2 protein-coding genes are annotated in these 2,383 nt (G+C 74.7%); both read left to right on the forward strand.

Annotated elements, in window-relative coordinates:
• Window positions 1-80: 80 nt before the first annotated feature.
• Window positions 81-1,085, forward strand: coding sequence for a condensation domain-containing protein (locus MXD58_RS31500; RefSeq protein WP_374616818.1), 1,005 nt, complete (start codon window positions 81-83; stop codon window positions 1,083-1,085).
• Window positions 1,086-1,280: 195 nt separating this feature from the next.
• The coding region (locus tag MXD58_RS29200; RefSeq protein ID WP_250611373.1) for a serine/threonine-protein kinase at window positions 1,281-2,383 on the forward strand (1,103 nt) is incomplete at its 3' end.

The following is a 2,383-nucleotide window of genomic DNA, read 5'->3' on the forward strand; positions in this document are numbered from 1 at the left end:
CCACCACACCGCCGCCGACCGCCGCGGCGCCCGGCGTCGACCGACCCGCCCTGCGCCACCGGGTGACCCTGACCCCCGAGGTGACCCGCCGGCTGCGGGACCTCGCCGCGGCGCACGCCACCTCGCTGGCTGACGTCGCGCTGGCCGCCGGGATCGTGCTGCTGCACCGCTGCACCGGGGAGACCGACATCGCCGTCGGCACCCAGCTCAGCGACCGTCCGCGGCCCCGGCTGGCCGCCGTCGGCAACTTCGCCAACGTCGTCGTGCTGCGCACCCCGGTCGACGCCCGGGGGACGTTCGGCGAGCTGGTCGACGCCGTCCGCGACCGCGCCGCGGCCGCCCGGGAACACCGGGACGCGCCCTTCGACGAAGTCGTCCGCACCGTCCGCGCCGCCGGCCACGATGACGTCCCGGCCGGCGTGCTCCTGCGGCCGCGGCACGAAGTAGGCCAGTCCCCGGCCGAGATGGCCGGCGGCGGCCGCCAGCGGCTTCGGGGCGAACGACCCGAGCCCGCCAGTGATCACCACGACCCGGGCGTGGACCCGATGGCCGTCGGCGCTGGCGACCACGACGCCGTCCGGCTCGCGGGTGAGCTCGGTCGCCTGCCGATCGAGCAGGTACACCGGGTCGTATCGGCCGGCCTGGGCGACGAGCGCGGCGACCAGCTCGCGGCCGCGCACCGCGGGGAAACCAGCCACGTCGTAGATCACCTTCTCCGGGTACATCGCGGTGATCTGGCCACCGGCCTCGGGCAGGGTGTCCATCAGTGCGACGGACATCCCGCGGAACCCGGCGTAGTAGGCGCCGAACAACCCCACCGGCCCCGCCCCGATGATCAGCATGTCCACGTTCGTGTCGGCTCCGCTGGCCATGTCGGCTCCTTCCACAGGCGTGGCCGGGCGCCGTGGCCGGGCAGGCACGGCGGGGGCGGCGCGTTTGGTGCCTCATCCTGCCGGAGATGTCCCGTCCGGAGATGCCCCACGCGTCCAGCGCCACCGCTGACCGGGGGTTCGGCCGGGCCGTCGGGCGTCGTGGGTGCGATGCGGTCGGATAGCGGACAGAGGTCCGCTGGTCACGTCTGGTAGGTCTAGCGTGGTGTCGGCGCCGTGATTGTCGGGTTGGTTGGATGAGGCGGCTCGTGGCGTGATGATGGGTTCGTTCCCTCACTCGGGGGAGACGCGGTGTCCGTGCCGGGCTCGGCGTCGGTGGCGCGGTCGCGGCGCATCGGCGGGGTCGACGAAGGGCCGCGCGCAGACGCGCCGGACGCGGGCGGGAGATCAGTGACGGATCAGTCGGCGGGACGCGGCGGCGGTGGCCGCCCACGGGGTGAGCCGCTGTACGCCGAGGACCCCACCGTGATCGGCGAGTACCGGGTCGTCAGTCGGCTCGGCGCCGGTGGCATGGGCACCGTCTACCTCGCCCGCGACCGGCGCGGAGCAGCCGTCGCGATCAAGGTGATCAAGTCGGATCTGGCGGCCGACCCCGAGTTCCGGGAGCGCTTCCGGGACGAGGTCGCTGCCGCACGCCGGGTCGCGCCGTTCTGCACCGCGCAGGTCCTCGACGCCGATCCCGACGCCCGCCGCCCCTACCTCGTCACCGAGTACATCGACGGCGTGCGCCTCGACGACGTCGTGCATGACACCGGCCCGCTGCCGATGTCCACGCTGCAGGGCGTCGCCATCGGCGTGGCCAGCGCGCTGACCGCGATCCACCGCGCCGGGATCGTCCACCGCGACCTCAAGCCGAGCAACGTCATGCTGTCGTTCTCCGGCCCCAGAGTGATCGACTTCGGCATCGCCCGAGCGCTCGATGCGGCCCAGGGGCGCACGCAGACGGGCCTGGTCATCGGCTCGGTGGGCTGGATGGCGCCCGAGCAGATGGAGGGTGGGGCCCCGCTGGGTCCGGCCGTCGACGTCTTCGCCTGGGGTCTGCTCGTGGCCTACGCGGCCCTCGGCGTGAGCCCGTACGGCGAGGGCACCTACCAGGAGATCGCGGAGAGGATCCTCGCCGGGCCGCCCAGCCTGCGGGGAGTGCCGGCGGACCTGGAACCGGTTGTCCGCGCGGCGCTCGCCCGCGACCCGCGCGACCGGCCGTCCACCGAAAGACTGCTGATGACATTGCTCGGGCAGGACGGGGCGCCCGGCGCCGACAGCCGGCAGGCGGCGACGGAGCTGCTGGACGGGACCTGGCCGAAGGGACGCCGTGCCGCCGCGGCCAGTTCGTCCCGGGAACGCCTCGACGCGGCGGCGCCGAATCCCACCCGGGTGGCCGGCGCCGGGGAGCAACGTCGCTGGTGGGACGACCCGACCAGACTTCCGCCGCCGGCCGGCCCGCCCGTGCCGCCCCCGGCGCTGGCGGGTAACGCCGCCGAGGCTCTCTCTTT

Source organism: Frankia sp. AgKG'84/4 (assembly GCF_023242965.2).
Lineage (GTDB): Bacteria > Actinomycetota > Actinomycetes > Frankiales > Frankiaceae > Frankia.